The organism is Leifsonia sp. NPDC077715 (assembly GCF_040686855.1).
Classification (GTDB): Bacteria; Actinomycetota; Actinomycetes; order Actinomycetales; family Microbacteriaceae; genus Leifsonia.
The window spans coordinates 466,546-481,554 of sequence record NZ_JBFBOG010000001.1 but is presented as its reverse complement, the minus strand read 5'-3'; the positions used below and the strand labels follow the sequence as shown (position 1 = coordinate 481,554).

Below are 15,009 nucleotides of genomic sequence, written 5' to 3'. Positions count from 1 at the left end.
GGTAAACACTTCGCACCACAGCCAGGAACGGCGCGCCTCGATTAAGAGGCGCGCCGTTTCTGGGTTATCCTTGCGTTCTGAGCTGCCTCGCCGCAGCCGGGATTCGGAGGATCCGATGGCCGGAAGTCGTTCCGCCGGGTCGCTGAGGGCGACCGGATGGGACGAGCGCGGCCAAGATTTCCTCGCCTGTCGCCACCATGTCGAGGCCTGCCACCGCCACCATGTGGCCTGCCACCACCATGCCACCGCCACCTTGGGCGCTGTCCGCACGGACAGTGCCCTTTTTGTTTGCCGTTTTTCCAGCTCTCACCTTTTCCCGGAAGGTCGCAGATGAAGACTCTGGTTCTGAACGCCAGCTACGAACCGCTCGGCGTGATCTCGACGCGGCGGGCGGTCATGCTCGTCCTCGCCGGCAAAGCCTCGACCGTCGCGGGGACGGGCGCGCAACTGCACAGCCGATCCCTGGTCCTGGATGCCCCGAGCGTCGTCCTCCTGAACCAGTACATCCGCGTCCCGCACCGCCGCATCCCGCTCACCCGGAAGAGCGCCCTGGAGCGCTACGGCCACGTGTGCGCCTACTGCGGCAAGTTCGGCGACACCCTCGACCACGTCATCCCGCGGGCGCGCGGAGGGACGCACACGTGGGACAACGTGGTGATCGCGTGCTTCCGCTGCAACAACATCAAGTCGGACCGGCTGCTGTCTGACCTCGGCTGGAAGCTGCCCTTCGAGCTGAAGGAGCCGCACCTCAACATGGCGTCGCTGATCTCGATGCGCTGGAGCGACCCCAACTGGGACGAGTACACGGAGCCGTGGAGGCGGCACGAGCTGCAGATGGCGGGGTGACGGGCCGGTAGACTTGCCGGGCCAGCCTCTGTAGCTCAATGGAAGAGCAGTTCCGTCCTAAGGAAACGGTTGGGGGTTCGAGTCCCTCCAGGGGCACTTTCGGAGTATAGCGAATATGCTGGTCAGAGGCGGTTTTCAGTGGCATGAAAATCGCCGATTTTCGTTTTTGCCCACAATTTGCCCACATGGACGCCGAAAAACTCCAAGAAACTCTAAGCGCGTCATCTCACCTGCAGCGGGTTCACCTGGACGTCAACGTCGTACCCTCACTGACGCGCCAGTCTCCCGCTTCCCCCGAATTGTCTTAACAGGACCCTTGGGCGCTACCGTCTGCGCAGCGCGAACGCCAGCGTCGCGACGATCGCGAATAAGGCCGCGACGACCATCACCCAGGGTAAGTAGGGGGCGAGCCCGTGCGCGATCGACGTCGTGATGCACCTACCTGCGCCGGCACCGAATGCAGGTCCGGAGATTTCACACACCACCGTCGACTGCGCCAGAAGCCACGCGGATGCTCCGAGGACGACGATCGTCGCGATCCACATCTTTACGAGATCGCCGCTTGTTCCCCTGCGCTTCGCCATTCGGTCAGCGTATGTGTGCGCGCGTGCGCGGAAGAATCCCCCGTTCGGGACGCACTACGAAGCCCAGTCCTCTACAAGGCCGAGCCGAGGCCCATTTCTTGCGCGCCATCGGTCAGGTTGTGGTGTCTCGATCACCGTCTACGCCATCACGCTTGAAGATCTGCGCTACCGAACTGGCGGCGCTGGTTGTTTCCGCACCGACCGGGATTCGCAAATCCCCGCGTCATGACACCACTGGTGTCCTGCTGAGGCCAGCTGCCATTTCCGATTGTCGGATCTAGTGCCCTGTCGCGATCTCGGCAGCAAGTTCCTTCCACCAGTCGACCTTGTCTCCCCTACCGTCCCATGTCCTCGGGTCGGCGGCGGCACCGCTCGGGTTGGTTACGACGAAGACCCGAGAAGCGCCAATTGTCCAATCCTGAGCACCGTGTCGAGGTTTACTGTGGCCAAACACTTTCGCGGCCTTCGACCCCGCGGTGAGTCCCGCGAAAGCGACCCACCTGGGCGCATAAGGTTCAAGTCGCTGCTGTAGGTCCGGTACGCGCGAAAAGTCCAAGCCGCGATCGTGGCTCTGAGCAGTGTCCTTCACGAGGTCTGTCAGACCGATGCCGTATTCGGGCAGCTTTAAGTCTTGATCCGGGGAGAGTCGCAGCGGTGTTAATCCACTCTGGTGTAGGTAGTCCCAGAACTTGTTGCCTCGACCAGCGAAGTAGTGCCCACGGGTGGCCGACGTCGTACCGACAGCGGTTCCACAGAACACGACATCAAGAGCAGGCGCGAGTATGTCCGGAAGTATTGGCACGCGTAGATTCTCCACGGTCCCGCGCTATCCCGGCTGCACTCATAACGGGTGTCACCAGCGGACGAGTACCCCAGAGGTCTCCTCTACTCTCGGCCAGCACTCGCTCGTTCAGCTTGTCTGCGACAGAGCGGAGGTCGTCCTCGAAGAGATCGGCGTACGTATCCAGCGTCATCGCCGCCGACTTGTGCCCAAGTATGCGCTGGAGCGCTTTACCATTGACGACGGTGCTCACGGCCAGGCTTGCGGCAGTGTGTTTGAGATTGTGTGGGGTCATGCGCTCGACTCCGGCGTCGCGCAGCTCTGACCCAGCCCGCCTCTGAGCGGTGTCGGCGTTTGCGCCGGGGTACTCACGATCGTGTTCGTCGTCGCGGACATATTCATCCTGATCCTCGTCGGCACATTCATCCTGAGCTGACGTCGCCGGCATCCGCTACCGTCAGAAACATGTCTCGACGAATGGCCGACCCGAACTTCCGCGCCGACCAGGAAGCGGCCGCCTTCACCGCCGACCACATCGTCCCGATCAACCTGTTCGTCGACTCGATCCGCGACCGGGACGGCCGAGGGTGGGCGCCGTATGTCGCCCCGCTGCATGGCGGGATCCACGCTCAGGTGCTCTCTATCCTCCGCGATCCAGGCCCGGCGACCCAGGCCGGTGTCGGGTCCGGGTTCCTCGCAGTGGAAAACAACGACCCGACCGCGGAACGGCAAATGATCCTGTTCGAGTCCGCCGGGATCAGGCCCTGGCAGGTGCTCCCGTGGAACGCGTACCCCTGGTACGTGAACCGGGCGCCGTCGGCGGCGGAACTCGAAGCTGGCGCGCAGGTCATCGTCGAGCTGCTCGAGCTACTGCCGGAGCTGCGTATCATCCTCCTCCAGGGCCGCGATGCAGAGGCAGGATGGAGGCGGGTCTCCCGACGACTGCCCGCCCCGATTGAGGAGCGGGGCGTGCGCGTAGTTGCGACCATCCACCCGGGTCGTCAGGCGCTATTTACCCCAGACAAGGACGAGCGCGCCCGGCGCGTCGCCCGCCAGGAGGCAGCATTTGCTGAGGTCGGCGAGCTGGTCCGTCAGCCGCGAGGGTAGCGTTCGCCCACTGCGCTTACGAGCGGCTCGGTCGAGGCTGCCGTTCCTCCACCGATGAGCGGGCAAGGGCCGATGACAACGTTATCCCCACTACTGGGGCTTCGCTTCACCGTCGGCGAAACCGGTAGCCTCCACCTGCTCGATATCGCACGTTTGGGGAAACAATCAAAAAGAGAATCATCGCGACCGCCGGGTCCGCGTCGCTGATCGCGGTGCTCACTCTCACCGGTTGTACCGCCAGCCCAACCACTACCACCGCGACTGCAGCTTCGAGTGCGAACCGCTCGAACGCTGCCCCTACCCCGCCAGCGACACCGACACCTACTGCGACCGTGTCGGACATCGACGCAGGTGTGGAGTTGTACGTCAAGGCGCTCGACGACCTGGGGATCACGCACACGGACCCGGTCCGAAGCGATGTCGGCGCCTCAGGCGCGAAGGCGCGATTCGATATCACCGTCGATGGGTACGACGCCGGAATCAACATCTTCCCGGACGCTGCTGCGCTGACGACCTGGGGCAAACTGAGTGACTCGTTCGGCGGCATCTATGTCGCGAAAGGCACAGCGGTTCTGACGCTGAACTCCAGCGAGGGGATCTCCGACTCTGCCACCGTCGCGCCCAAGATCGCAGGCGCAGTCGGCGGCGAGGCTCACGGCGTCTAGGGGAGCAACGGGCAGGCGCGCAGCTCGCTGCCGGTCACTTCACTATCCCTCAAGGGGGCATGGAGGTTCGTAAACATCCGCTAAGTCGGGGTCAAGCATGGCGGCGACGGCCTTCCTCGCATGGTGCTCGACTTTTGATTCACGGGAGCGCCGATTCCCGTTCCTCCGCCTCAAGCGCTAGCCTGGCGCGTGAGCGGGGAAGCGCATCCATGTCCCACGTCGGTCAGAGGGGTGGCGGGATTGATTGTTCAGTGGTGCGTGAAGGGCCTCAGCCTTCCCGACGATGTCGCTGCACGGGGGCTCATCGACAGCGGTGACGGCCTCGTCTCCAATTGGTGGCGGGACAGCGGCGTGATCCACCGCTCCGAGGTCTCCAGCCAGCTGACCCTCAGCGCGCTCGACCGGCACATCAACCACTTCGACGACACGGATCCCGCGACGGGCCGGCCGTTCCGCGAGATCACGCCGTTCATCTCGCTCTCCGCCGGCACTGTGGAGCGGCAATCGGCAACGGCCACCAACTTCGCGCATCGCGCCCGCAAGACGGCCCTCTGGTTCGGAACCGAGTTCGGCACCAAACCATCCGCGTACCTGTTCGTGTGCTGGCTCGTGCTGGCGCCGCGACCAGCCGTCGAGATTGAGGGTGTGGCCGAGGAGGTGCGCGACCTCAACTCCTATCGTCGGTACTCCGCCTTCCAGACCGAAGGTGAGATAGTGGCCAAGATCAACGTCCCCGCGACCCAGATCCACTCATGCGAGAAGTGGAGCTGGGACCAGTCGAACAATGTCCTCCGGCGCGACTGGGTCCATCCGAACGGGGCGTTCATCGCGCCCGAGAGCCTGTCGAACCTGCGGGAGATGATCTGACATGGCCGCGGCCGAACTCGCAGATCTCGGCGTCGACCCGGAGCGCGCCTCCGCTCGGGCGGCATTCTCGACTGCTTACGCGCGGCTGGCCGAAGAGGACTACCTCCGCGAGGCGACGACCAGCGAGCCGGAGACGGACATCAGCAGAGCGAACGGCATGGATGCGGCGACGGCCTATCGGGAGGCCGCTCAGTGGTCGTTGGCTCTGGGCACCGACGACGCGTTCGACCGTCTGGCGACGGCCGCCCGCTGGTTCTCCCGGCTCGGCCTTGCCTACGGTGACTTTCTCGGAGCGGCGTGCCGGACGGTCAATGCCGACGGTCCGCTACGACCTGACGGGGACGTGATCCGCCAGCTCCGCGCCGCCGTGGCGGGTACGCCCGTCGAAGCCGACCGGTTCGAGCTGCGCGACCTAGCCTCTCCGCAGCAGCAGGCCTACCTCTTCGTCGCCGCGGCGGCGACACCCGAGCTCGTAGAAGAATTCCGCGAGGAGCTCGCGGCGATCGCGGACCTCCCGGCCATGAGGTCGGGGACCGCCCCGGTCGGGGCGCTCGGCCTTCCGGTGCGGACGTACGTCCGGACCGGCCTCGCCCTCATGGATCACGATCGCGAGTCCGTCTTGCTGCGTGCGCTCGTCGCGATGTCCCGTCGATTCGACGACGCCGCGAGCCTGGCGGCCTCCAACCGCTATCTGTGGCGGAATGCGAGCGCGCCCATCGATATCCCCGATCTCGATATCGTCGCGCTGGTCGCCCTGGGAGTCGGCCGGGTCGAGGGGTTCGCGGGCAGGCTCCGCGAGGAGGCTGCCGAACTCTACGGATGGGCCCGCTTTCCGATCGACACGGCGCTCGAAACGATCGAGCCGAGACAGGAAGGACGGCAGGCATGAGCACCGAATTGGGCACGCTGATCCTCGGCGTGCTGGTCATTGTCGTCGTCGGGGCGATCGCGTGGGGAGCGGTCGCGCGCGGACGTGCGAGCGGCCTCAAGATCTCGGTCGCGAAGCTCCTCGACGTCCAGGTGACCGTCGGGGCGGAGACGCGCGAGGCGGTCGGCGACGATGTTCGCGCTGCCGCGGCCGGGCGCGGGCAGACCCTAGACACCGCCGCCGTGAATGTGCCCGCCTCCGTCCACCTCGGACGCATCCTGTGGGTGGACGACCACCCGGACAACAACCTCCACGAGAGCATCGCCTTCGAACGTCTAGGACTGGCCGTCACGAAGACGACTCATGCGGACGGCGCAATGGAGTACCTCAGAAGCTTGCGGTACAGCGTCGTGATCACGAACTGGGGCCGTCAGGATGGCACCCAGGTGGCCGATTTCGTCCGCCAGGTCGCGTCGTCATATCCCGATGCGACAGTGATCGTGTACACCTCGCCGGCCCAGGTTGCGGCAGGGGACGCCAGCCGTAGCGGCGCCGACGTGGTCACGGCGGACCCACAAGAGCTGCTGGGCTCCGTCTTCCTCAGGCTCTCGTCCGCGTCCTGAGGCCGGACGTCTGCGCGAAGCAGAGATGACAGAGCGTCCGCTTCGACGACAGTCGGCCCCGCACCACCTGGCATCATACGCGCACCCGGCAAACCTCTGAGGCTGGCAAACCTGGAACAGGTGTCAGAGCAGCGTAGATCGGGCTTCGATTCTGACATACGGAGTAAGCCGCATGCGCTTAGACGGCTCAAAGTCGAGACGGCTCAAAGTCGCGTCAATTACTCCACAGACTTCCTTCGCTCTCTGATAGGACTCGCTCGTTGAGTCGCTCTGCCACCGACCCCAGATCGTCTTCGAACAGATCCGCATATGTGTCCAACGTCATGGCTGCCGACTTGTGCCCGAGCATGCGTTGGAGCGCTTTGACATTCGCGCCAGCACTCACAGCCAGGCTTGCAGCTGTGTGTTTCAAGTCGTGCGGGGTCATGTGCTCGAGCCCGGCATCGCGCAAAGCGGTCAGCCACCAGGATTGCCGGTTCCAGGCGGTGTCTGGGCGAGCAAGGTAGCCGCCAGCGCGGGCGGGGAACACGAGCTCGGTCCCCTTCTTCCCGGCGATGAGCGCCTCGAGCCGAGGGGCCAGAAATGCGGGGAAAGGTACCGAACGAGCTTCCCAACTCTTCGGCGGTCCGACATGGATCAGCCCGTCCACTTCTGTGGCGGTCTGGTGAATCGCCAGGCGGCAACGGTCGAGGTCGATGTCGTTCACGGTTAGCGCGACAGCTTCGCCCCACCGAATGCCGGTGTAGGCCAAAGTCAGCACGAGGACGCTCCGCTTGTCATCGGGTACGGCTCTCGCGAACCGGAAGACCTCCTCGTTGGTCAGATACCGGCGACGCTTCTTTGTCCCCTTACGCGGGAGGTTACTCGAGCCCCGTGCCGGGTTCGCCGGAATCCTGCCATCACGTACCGAAACATCGAGGATCCCCGCGAGGATCCCGACCGCGCGAAGAACGACGCCTGCCGATCGCGGCTTACCGGCGTTGCCCTGACGCACTCGCACCGTGACAGCTTTGCCCTGGCTCAGCTCTCGGATCCACTTCTCGACTGCGGAGGGACGGATCGCGCCGATCGGTGTCGCCGCCCAGCGCGGCTCGACGTAGACGCGCCAGGCGATGCGGATAGGGGAGAAGCTGGAGGGTTTGAGCGCTTGCTCCTTGTTGGCGAGCCATTCCTCAGCGAGCTCGCCGACAGTGATCTTGGATTGAGACGCCTCGAAGTAGGTCCCTCTCATCATCGCCACTTCGACGGTTGCGTTGTAGAGCTCCGCTTCGCGCTTAGTGCGGAACCCGCGCTTCTCACGCTGCTGATGCTCGGGGTCGCGCCAGCGCACGCGATAGCGCCGGCCATTCGCCGACTCGTAAGCGTCGATGCTTCCCACTCGCAGAACCTAACTCTCGCCACCGACGAGGTCGGGTCGCGTTGGCCAGCACGACAGAGTTGACCAGGGATCGGAGGTTGGGTGCACTCTGGAACTGTGAGAGAGACGCCTGAACCAAGACCTTGGGGAGCCTCTGACGATGAAGCAGTCGAGCTCTGCAAGGAGTGGATGCGATATCTCGGAGCCTCGGACGCAGTCGTGGCGGCTGGTGAGTCGCGCCGGGTCTGCGATCTGTACGGGTCTCGTTATCTCGGGTGGGTCGAGAACAAGCGAGGGAATCTGGAAGTCGAGCTCGTTGAGCGAGCGGCGGCGGTCGTCGCTAGTGACGGTCGTCGGGGGTGGGTCTTCGCTCGTCGTGGTGTGATGCCAGCGGCGCGGGTGAGGGCCGACGAACTCGGGATCGCCGTTTTCGGGTTCGATCCTCAGGGCGGAACTCTCGATGGCGTCAATCTGCTTGGCCGCGAGTTGTTCGCAAGCGCTCAGGCGCGGCTGGAGTAGCGGCCTGGTCATTGGAGACCAAGCGGTGTTAGTTGCCGATCAGGGGCAGCGATGATGGGTCCGGTGGACGATTGAGCGGCCCGTCTGACTTCAGTCTGCGCTGCCGCTCGCGACTTCTCCATCGTCTCTTCCATCGGCTGGCGTTGCATCATCTCGACCAGCTGCGACTTCGCGGAATCAGCCGTCGGTGCGACCAGTACCGCCGCGTTGTGCTGCCTTCCGCGTGTGAGGCCAACGTAGAGGCCGGCGGCATCGACGCCGGGTCCGACAAGGGCGCGGTCCGTCGTCTCTCCCTGGACTCCGTAGACCGTTGTGGCATAGGCGAGGTGAAGGTGCGATTCTGCGTAGGCGAGGCTGACTTTTCTCAGATCAGTGGTGTTGGTACTCGCGGCGAGGATCGCATGGTCTTTGCCAATCGTTCGTACGATCCAGTTCTGGCGGTTCTGGACGTCGGCAACGCGATCGTTACGTCGGGTCTGGACCACGTCACCGACGAAGATCGGTTGCCCCGATTGGCCGCAAAGGGCTTGGCCAGTGCGGACGGATCCGTCTTCGATTCGGCGGCGTTGGATGGCTTCGCTGATCTCCTGTGCTTCGGCGTGCGTTGCCGTGACTAGCGCGATCGTCTCGTGATGGCTGGTGGCGTCGAACCATCCTTCGACCATCGCCTCGCGCGCAGCGTGATCGCTATCGGTAAACACGACATGATCAGTTCGAATGAGATCCTTCGCGATCTCGTGCATCTCATCCTTGCCTTGAGGGTCGCGCAGCCGAAGCGTGAGGTCCGCCCAGGCCGAATCCGTGAAGCGGTGGGTTGTCGTGAGCTCGAGGCGATCCGAGGAGCGGTGCCAGAAGAGGGCCATGGCGCCCGAGTGGCCTACCGGCAGGGCTTGTCTCTGGTCTCCGACCAGAGCGACTCCCGCACCCGTGGCGTGCACGACGTCAAGAAGCGCTGTCGCGGCCTCGAGATCGAGCATGCCGGCCTCGTCAACGACGATGCGATCCCCAGGGTTGATGCTGATGCGGGGGCCGCGGTAGATGCAGCCCGAACCCGGGTCGATCTCGCCGGTGGAGAGCTGCCGCCAGTCAGTAGCGCCAGATGCGGTAGTAGCCCAGCGCCATCCGTAATCGTGCAGAAGCTGGTGGAGGGACGACGACGCGCTCATCGTCTCGCGTCCGGCGACACCAGAGGCTTTCTTGGTTGGCGCGACAATGATCATTTTGTGGCCGCGTCGCTGCAGAGCTGCCCCGGCGATCTTTAGCATCGTGGTCTTGCCGGTGCCGGCAGGGCCGGAGATGACGACGTTGCGGGAGGTGCCACCTATTGCGGCCGCGCCGGCGAGCTGGCCGTCATCGAGTGTCCGACCGGGCTCGAGTGCGTGACCGATCGCGGCGACCTCGTCTGTGTCGAGGATCTGTCCGGGCGCAGAAAATGCGTCGACCTTTTGCGCGAGGGTGGCCTTCAGTGTGGCGGTGGAGACCGCCATGAGGTGTTTGACGTGCTTCGGGGCGTCCGGTTCGGAGATCAGTGTCACGGTCTGCGAGTGAGCCACGACTTCCTCGGCGAGCTTCGTCAGGACGTCCCGGTCGGCGACAACTCCGGTAACTGCGATCGCGCGGAGCGCACCGGCCCGCACATCCATCACGCTGAAGCGGCCACCGCTGCCGGTCGAGCGGGCATCCGCGTCGGCAACGGCCTTGGACGCCAGGAACTCGACGTCGAGATCCTCGACGGCCACAGAGGGCATCGGCACAGGAGAACGCTGCATGCCAAGCGCAGGGTCGGCGGTATGCAGTTCGTCACGGACGAGCGCAGCCCAGTCGTCCTCGTTCAGTCCGCCGGGCTTGTTCGGTCGACCGACAGCCCACGCCCCGTGATCGATCTGACTGAGCACATCGTGTGAAGGCTCCTGCCCCGGGTGCAGTTGCTTCCACCAGGCGATGCGCGCGATCTTGTTGGCTTCGATCTGCGCCGACCGCTTCGACAACGGCCGCACCAGATGCTGCAGTTGGGTGATCTCCCCGTCCTCGTTGAGGGTGAAGCCTTTTGCGGCGAGGGCGTGGATCCAAGAGGGGTCGGTGCGGGAGGCGAGGTCGCCTTCAGCGTTGATCACGTTCTGGAACCGCAACGCGACCCTCGTGTCGATGTTGGACCATTTGCCGTCTTCGCCTTGGACTTTGACGTTGAGCCAGAGGTGGCGGTGCTTGTGAGGATCCAGAGACCGGGAACGTTGATGCCGGAGTTCGACGACCTCGATGCGGGCGAGGTTCTCGCGGATGGCGCCGCCTTTGCCGCGGCGCGCGTTGAGCTCGGACTGCCACAGTTTGATGATCCGGTCGCGGAGTCGGTCTTGGAGGTCCTCATAGGCGGTGGCAAGGTCGGGGTCGAGCATGGCGGCGATCGAGAACGACTTCGGTGCGTTGATCGTCGCATCCAGAATCAGGTCCGCCACCGGAGACTCGAGGACCCGCCCTCGGCGCTTTCCGGTAAGCGGGTCGAGTCCGTCCACCCAGTCCTTCAGTTGGTCGCGGGTGAGGAGGTCGTCGCGGATGGCACCGTTCTCGACGATGTACCGGGTCATCACCGCGTCGGCGTAGCTGGCGGCGGCGATCACTCCGTCGGCGGTTTTGGCGGTGAGGGTTGCGTCACAGACGCCGCTGAAGGCGTAGTTAACCGCTTGCTTGACCCCGTGGGACTGCTGTCCCCGCTTCCACCTGGCCACTCCGCCTCGCACCTGCACACACCTCCCTCGTCTTTCGAAATTGGGCAGTCTTACCCTTTGTTCGAAAATGTCCCTCTACTTACAAGTTCCGGTTCGGAGGGCGTTTTTGCGCGCATTTGGCGCGCACCGGGAATTTTCCGGCAAGCAGTTCCCTCCGGGAACGACGGCGACCGGCCGCATCCGGCACTCCGCGATGCTGCCGACGAGCGCGTTGCCGCGCGGCTTCCGAAACGAATGCCCTCATACCTACACGTTGTGTTTCCAAGGCCGTTTTGGCGCGCAAAACCGAAATTCGTTCGATCCAGTCCCCAGTGAAAGACCCCTGCCGGATGACGTCAAAGGGTCAAGCCGGTTGTCTTTGGGACTGTGGGTGCTGGGCGAGCCGGGTCAGATTGACGAATGGTATGCACGCTGTCTCCGCGGTGAGCGCGGCGAGCCAACCGATCGGGGTGTGCGGATCGGCAGCGATCGCCCACCCATCCGTCACGTACTTGCTGACGGTCTCCACGCATTCCTTCTTCTCTGCTGCAGTCGGGTTCGAGGACCCTTCCACCCCAAGGAGTCCGCCTTGCAGTTCGGAGCCCATGTCTCCTGTGTCGATGATGAATACCCGCATCCCATTCACTCCCAAGGTCGATCGTTTCTGAGTGCCTTTCCGGCGGGTGATCGAGAGCGAATGGGAGGTGCGCAGTGCCGGGACCGTGGAGTACCGGACTGGAGCGAAGCGGAGGGAGGATACGCCGCGAAAGCCCGGCACGGAGCACCGGGAGGGAGCTACGATGGGGCGACGGAAAGGCCCTCAAACCTCAGCAAGGCAGCGTCACGGGCGGCGTCCTCGACCAGAGATTGCGGCCGATACGGATGTGGCGCCGGGGTTGTGCACGGAGAGCTGGTGGCGGCCGTCAGGTGTGACCTCCCCGGCCGCAGGCAGACGTCTTCGTCCGCGCGCAGGTGGTCCCGCGAGGCGCAAGATTGAACGCCGTGCATCGCGCAGATCGCTGAAACCAGGTTGACACGCGATCCTTTCGCAACCGGGCCGGCGTCGGCCGTTCCACTTAAGTGCCTACGTGCATTCGCCTAGTTTGCATCTATCTATCGGCCCTTCTCCCTGGCCGTTCTTGGTCTTCTCTTCCTCTGTCCTCGTTGCCCCGTGTCATCGGTTTCTCTCCGTGACCTCTCTCCTCCGTCGTCTCTTCCGATCCGTGCCGGCTCACATCTGGCTGCGGGTCTGCGGACGTGGCAGCGACGTCGCACGTCTGCGTCGCGAGGGAACTGCCGCCCTGAAGGGACCGGAGGGGGTTCCCGGCGGGCCGGGCCAGCATGGTCCCGTCCGTGATTCAAGATGGGGACTGGTGGGTTGCGCGAATCCATGGGGCGATGAGGGTGAAGTCATCAGCGTTGGCTGCGGGCACCGCGAGCCAGATCCCGTGTCGGCCGACCAGATCGACCAGGTCGTCCGCAGGTACACGAGGAAGAAGTATTACAGGGCGCGCAACGATGTTGTGCCGCTCCGCGGCCGCAACGTAGTCGAGTACCTGTCCGATGGCGAGCCGGACATATGGTCGCGCCTCTGATTTCTTCGCTTCAACTATCCAAGACCGCGCTGGTACGTGGAAATCTGGTTGGATGACCGAGCTGCCTACCGTCAGTAGCAACACCTCGGCTGGGGTGTTCTGTGATTCAAGCCATCGGCCGAACCTCGACTGGAGCTCGAATTCTTCGTACGTCACGATCCGACCGGTATCCGCGGTGAGGTCATCGGCGGTTGGCCGCGGGTGGAAGACACGACTATCGTGTCTCGGCGCGATCCACGCGCGCCTGACCGGCGCAGTGTTGACAACTAGTCGGTGACTTCCCGTTGCCTCCGAAGGCGTCGATTCCTCAGCAGCCCCAGGTGAAACTTCAGCAACAGGCACGACGCCCTCGATTAAGTCAAGAATCGCTCCTCCCGCTCGCTCCGTCAGATCGAACAGATAGCCCAGATTGACGTGACCGACGCGCCCGCCCTTCAGGAAGAATGGGCCGTTCGCCTGAGTCTGTGAGGTACGAATCTCCAGCGGTATCTCATCTCGGTGGAGCGGGGCTGGCAACTCCTCGTAAGACGTGAGAATCAGTTGGCCCTCGTCATCCCAATCGTCCGATGCGAACGGCCGAGGAGAGGGCTCTGCGGCTTGGGTTACGCGGCTCACCGCTCGCACGTGTAGATCGGCGTAGTGGACAACGATGTCGCCGACCGAGACCCGGCCCATGGAGGACCAGTGCGACTTGCGATGACCGTTTTTGTTTAAGTAGGGCGCCCAGAGGATGCCCCTGTCCCGCTCGTCTCGGTAGTTGGCGCCCTGGACAACCCACCAGTACGAGGTCACTATAGGTCTCCATCAGATCGTGAGTGATCGAAAAAAAGCATTTCTGAGCATATTGAGCCCGCGAGCCTACGTCGGGCATCTCCCCGTGCGTCGTCCGCCCCCAGCATCCAGGGCTCTCGGCAGGGTGCGGCCGCCGCGGGTAGATCCGTCGTTCCACACTGAGGCTTTGCTGAAGACGCTTCCACTATGCCGAGCTTGGATGTGGTCGGTGCGGACCCCAAGCACTATGAGTGGCCAGCTGACCCGCCGTCGACGCGCGTGGAGTGTCACGTAGGAGGCGAGACCAAGCGAGTCAGATCGATAGATGGAGTTCATGCACTCTCGGGGCGCCTCGTGCGTTCTCCGTGTTGCACACTGGAAGGGGACCCCCGGACTTCCACTCCGGGGGTCCCCTAGCGTGAGGGGCTTATTCAGGCAGCAGACGCGGTCTCCGTGAGGTTCCGGCGGATCAGGCGGGCCAGTACTGCGCCAGCCCCCTCCCAAGCGGCACGGCCGGTCAGGGCCTTCTCCTTGATCCAGTTGCCGTCTTCATCCTGGTGAGCCGGCTCCACCAGGGTGGTGTGGAAGGTGCTGCCCGTGCGCGCGAAGTCGACGCTCGCTGCGGCATCCATCGCCTGAGTGATGGACACTCCCGCGTCCGAGGTGACCTCGTGCACCGCCGCAGCCAGTGCGTAGATGACATTGGCGCTGGCAAGCCACGTCGTCTCGCGCAGCTTGACCATCCCGCCCGTGGCCGACAGCGCGGCGGCCACGTCCGGGAGCGCGCTGAACCCGTTCCAGAAGTCCAGTACTCGCTGAAGGGTCTGTGCGTGCCCGGCGGTCGCGATCTCGGCGCCGACGCTCTCGTCCCATCCGCGAGTGGAGCGGACGCCGGTGCCGATGAGCAGCGTCCCGGTGGCGTACCGCAGTGTCTTGTAGCCCATCATCTTCTGCGAGAGCTTGCCGGGAGTGTCGCTGAGGAACTCGACTCGCTTGCCGCCCTCGAAAACAGGAACCTTAGCGCCCTTGAGGACGTCCTCGAGCAGGATCCTGTTGATCTCCTGCCGGCGATCCATCGACTGCGCGATCGACGCGTTGAGTGTCTTCGCGTTGTTCTGCAGGTCGGTGAAGTCCTGAGCGCGCCGAGTCTGATCGTCGTCCAGCACCACGATGATGGGCTGGCCAGCCTTCATCAGTCGCTCAAGCACATCATCGCCGTGCCGGTGCGCCTCGATAACGTCCCCGTACGCGGAAGTCCGATGCCCGCCGTCGCCTACCTTGGCCTTGGCGCCCGGACGGACGTACAGCGTCCCCATCGTGATCGGGGCGTCCGGGTCGTCGGACACGAACTCGGCGTCGTCGGCGCCGTAGTACACCAGGATCGAGTTGAGCACGTAGTCCTCTGTCTCCTCGATGTATTTAGCGATGCCGTCACGGTGTGCCTTGTCTTCTTTGCGGTTCGTCCCCGTCCCCTCAAGCGGATCCCACTCTTCGCGCTGTCCCACTGTCCCGACGTAGGTGACAGGGCTCATCACCGTCGTCACCATGCGCCGGCTACCCATCCAGTAGCCGATGGCAGGGTATGCAACCCGGCCGTAGGGGATGCGCGGCCGCGGCTTCGCCGTGGCGGCGTCATTCGTTTCGATCGAATCGTCCATGTCAGGTTCTCCCTTGTTCGCGAGCACCCGTTGCGCTCGACGGGGATCAATCTACGTGAGACAAGG

At 64.2% G+C, this 15,009-nt stretch carries 14 protein-coding genes and 1 tRNA gene; 7 read left to right on the top strand and 8 right to left on the bottom strand.

The window, feature by feature from the left end; all coding sequences use genetic code 11:
* Window positions 1–330 precede the first annotated feature (330 nt).
* Window positions 331–846 carry an HNH endonuclease gene (locus AB0P25_RS02305; protein WP_363805167.1) on the top strand — a complete coding sequence of 172 codons (516 nt, stop codon included), beginning with the start codon at window positions 331–333 and terminating at the stop codon, window positions 844–846.
* Between the two features lie 24 nt (window positions 847–870).
* A tRNA-Arg gene (locus tag AB0P25_RS02300) sits at window positions 871–942 on the top strand.
* A 227-nt stretch (window positions 943–1,169) separates the two neighbouring features.
* On the opposite strand, the gene AB0P25_RS02295 is transcribed toward AB0P25_RS02300, so the two are convergent.
* From AB0P25_RS02295 to AB0P25_RS02285, 3 genes are all read right to left on the bottom strand, one after another.
* Entirely contained in the window at window positions 1,170–1,430 is a 261-nt protein-coding gene (locus AB0P25_RS02295) for a hypothetical protein (RefSeq protein ID WP_363805165.1), read from the bottom strand.
* A gap of 277 nt (window positions 1,431–1,707) precedes the next feature.
* On the bottom strand, window positions 1,708–2,190 hold the full coding sequence (locus tag AB0P25_RS02290; RefSeq protein ID WP_363806224.1) for a mismatch-specific DNA-glycosylase: 483 nt from the start codon (window positions 2,188–2,190) through the stop codon (window positions 1,708–1,710).
* A gap of 4 nt (window positions 2,191–2,194) precedes the next feature.
* Entirely contained in the window at window positions 2,195–2,659 is a 465-nt protein-coding gene (locus AB0P25_RS02285; RefSeq protein WP_363805164.1) for a tyrosine-type recombinase/integrase, read from the bottom strand.
* 17 nt (window positions 2,660–2,676) lie between these two features.
* Between AB0P25_RS02285 and AB0P25_RS02280 the strand changes: the two genes are divergently transcribed.
* The 5 genes from AB0P25_RS02280 (at window position 2,677) to AB0P25_RS02260 (ending at window position 6,341) form a co-directional block, all read left to right on the top strand.
* Window positions 2,677–3,318 (top strand): uracil-DNA glycosylase, encoded by a 642-nt coding sequence (locus AB0P25_RS02280; RefSeq protein ID WP_363805163.1) that lies wholly within the window; start codon window positions 2,677–2,679, stop codon window positions 3,316–3,318.
* A 332-nt stretch (window positions 3,319–3,650) separates the two neighbouring features.
* Complete coding sequence (locus tag AB0P25_RS02275; RefSeq protein ID WP_363805161.1) at window positions 3,651–3,983, top strand: hypothetical protein; 333 nt, start codon at window positions 3,651–3,653, stop codon at window positions 3,981–3,983.
* A gap of 189 nt (window positions 3,984–4,172) precedes the next feature.
* The gene (locus AB0P25_RS02270) at window positions 4,173–4,850 is read left to right on the top strand and encodes a hypothetical protein (RefSeq protein WP_363805160.1); all 678 of its coding nucleotides are present in this window, start codon (window positions 4,173–4,175) and stop codon (window positions 4,848–4,850) included.
* 1 nt (window position 4,851) lies between these two features.
* Window positions 4,852–5,739: a hypothetical protein gene (locus AB0P25_RS02265; protein ID WP_363805159.1), complete on the top strand. Its 888-nt coding sequence runs from the start codon at window positions 4,852–4,854 to the stop codon at window positions 5,737–5,739.
* Entirely contained in the window at window positions 5,736–6,341 is a 606-nt protein-coding gene (locus AB0P25_RS02260) for a hypothetical protein (RefSeq protein ID WP_363805158.1), read from the top strand. Before AB0P25_RS02265 ends, AB0P25_RS02260 begins: the two co-directional genes overlap by 4 nt.
* 214 nt (window positions 6,342–6,555) lie before the next feature.
* Here AB0P25_RS02260 and AB0P25_RS02255 read toward each other — a convergent pair whose 3' ends face one another.
* From AB0P25_RS02255 to AB0P25_RS02235, 5 genes are all read right to left on the bottom strand, one after another.
* On the bottom strand, window positions 6,556–7,719 hold the full coding sequence (locus AB0P25_RS02255) for a tyrosine-type recombinase/integrase (protein ID WP_363805157.1): 1,164 nt from the start codon (window positions 7,717–7,719) through the stop codon (window positions 6,556–6,558).
* A 506-nt stretch (window positions 7,720–8,225) separates the two neighbouring features.
* Window positions 8,226–10,940: an AAA family ATPase gene (locus tag AB0P25_RS02250; RefSeq protein WP_363805156.1), complete on the bottom strand. Its 2,715-nt coding sequence runs from the start codon at window positions 10,938–10,940 to the stop codon at window positions 8,226–8,228.
* Between the two features lie 343 nt (window positions 10,941–11,283).
* Complete coding sequence (locus AB0P25_RS02245; RefSeq protein WP_363805155.1) at window positions 11,284–11,556, bottom strand: hypothetical protein; 273 nt, start codon at window positions 11,554–11,556, stop codon at window positions 11,284–11,286.
* A gap of 721 nt (window positions 11,557–12,277) precedes the next feature.
* Window positions 12,278–13,306: a hypothetical protein gene (locus tag AB0P25_RS02240; RefSeq protein WP_363805154.1), complete on the bottom strand. Its 1,029-nt coding sequence runs from the start codon at window positions 13,304–13,306 to the stop codon at window positions 12,278–12,280.
* Between the two features lie 410 nt (window positions 13,307–13,716).
* Complete coding sequence (locus tag AB0P25_RS02235; protein ID WP_363805152.1) at window positions 13,717–14,943, bottom strand: DNA sulfur modification protein DndB; 1,227 nt, start codon at window positions 14,941–14,943, stop codon at window positions 13,717–13,719.
* Window positions 14,944–15,009 lie beyond the last annotated feature (66 nt).

Excerpts from the sequence above, each read along its gene's own strand:
- AB0P25_RS02265 (WP_363805159.1), top strand. The coding sequence starts at position 4,852 with ATGGCCGCGGCCGAACTCGCAGATCTCGGCGTCGACCCGGAGCGCGCC.
- AB0P25_RS02285 (WP_363805164.1), bottom strand. The coding sequence starts at position 2,659 with ATGCCGGCGACGTCAGCTCAGGATGAATGTGCCGACGAGGATCAGGAT.
- AB0P25_RS02260 (WP_363805158.1), top strand. The coding sequence starts at position 5,736 with ATGAGCACCGAATTGGGCACGCTGATCCTCGGCGTGCTGGTCATTGTC.
- AB0P25_RS02295 (WP_363805165.1), bottom strand. The coding sequence starts at position 1,430 with ATGGCGAAGCGCAGGGGAACAAGCGGCGATCTCGTAAAGATGTGGATC.
- AB0P25_RS02280 (WP_363805163.1), top strand. The coding sequence starts at position 2,677 with ATGTCTCGACGAATGGCCGACCCGAACTTCCGCGCCGACCAGGAAGCG.
- AB0P25_RS02245 (WP_363805155.1), bottom strand. The coding sequence starts at position 11,556 with ATGCGGGTATTCATCATCGACACAGGAGACATGGGCTCCGAACTGCAA.
- AB0P25_RS02235 (WP_363805152.1), bottom strand. The coding sequence starts at position 14,943 with ATGGACGATTCGATCGAAACGAATGACGCCGCCACGGCGAAGCCGCGG.
- AB0P25_RS02305 (WP_363805167.1), top strand. The coding sequence starts at position 331 with ATGAAGACTCTGGTTCTGAACGCCAGCTACGAACCGCTCGGCGTGATC.